This is a genomic window from Vibrio sp. OPT46 (genome assembly GCF_015163535.1).
GTDB classification, from domain to species: domain Bacteria; phylum Pseudomonadota; class Gammaproteobacteria; order Enterobacterales; family Vibrionaceae; genus Vibrio; species Vibrio alginolyticus.
The window spans coordinates 1-1,091 of record NZ_JADDYG010000471.1; the positions used below are offsets into that span (position 1 = coordinate 1).

General features: G+C 42.2%; 1 pseudogene. It reads left to right on the forward strand.

The annotated features are described in order from the left end of the window. Positions 1–1,091 (forward strand): annotated as a pseudogene (locus IQR33_RS35920) (hypothetical protein); the annotation flags it as partial.

The window sequence follows — 1,091 nt, forward strand, 5'->3', positions numbered from 1 at the left end:
GTACACAATTATGATGAATCATTTGAGAACGATGCGTACATAGCAATCGTGTTCATGGATGCGCCTATCCTCAAAAAAGTGTGGTTGATGGATACTCCAGGGGATCTAAACAGTGAAGACGACAGCGACACGGAAAAAGCGCTTGGTGGTGTAGAGCTAGCTGATGGTGTTGTATTCTTGTCTATGCACGCTGGTTTCTTTAAGGAAAGTGATTTGGGCTTTGCAGCAAATATCATCCGTCAGCGCCCACCAGTCGATAAAAATAATCCCCTGAAGCATCTATTATTCGTCCAGTCGCACTGTCATAGCGATCTAAATGCTGATGATGTTTCTATGGTTGGTAAAGTGACGTTTAAACGCGTGAAGAAGCAGCTAGATAAGCTAATTTTCAATCATTGGATAGAAGATGGTTATATCGATGAAGCACCAGAACCTCAGGAACTGACTGCTCGTACACAACCATTCTGGCGAGAGAATGAGCTATATCGTACATCGCTTATCCGTCAAGTCGATGAAATGGCAGATTACCTGAATGAGAATCATGCTGCTATCGTAGGGCAAAATATCAAGAATATTTACTCTCAAGCAGATAAGGTTCTAGCGGTTGCTATTGAATCATTGAAAGACAAAGAGCAATCAAGTGTTGACCGTGTAAATGAGGTCAATGAACAGGATGCGCGATTTCGTAAGCAGGCTTCTAAAATAAAGGCCGATTTCGAGGAACTTATTGCATCTTGTGCTGACCGTAAGAAAAAAGATCTTTCTGATATGAAGACCTTCTATCAGTACAATTCATCTGCGGAAGGTTTGGAAACGCTTATTACCGAAACTTATGATGACAAGAAAGAAGCTCAAACAGAAATTGGCAATTATTTCAGCCAACTGATCACCTCTAAACTTGAGAGTAACCTAAAATCTAGCGGTAAAGTTGTCTCAAATGAGGTGGACGCCCTTCTGGTGCGATGGCAAGAAGCAGCTCCTAAAATGACAAAGGCTTCTATTGACTCAGAAATTGGGGGGCTTGATATCGATGTTTCTGAATTTAACTCCCGCGCAGCATTTGTTGGTGGTATGGCCGGACTAGGAAGTCT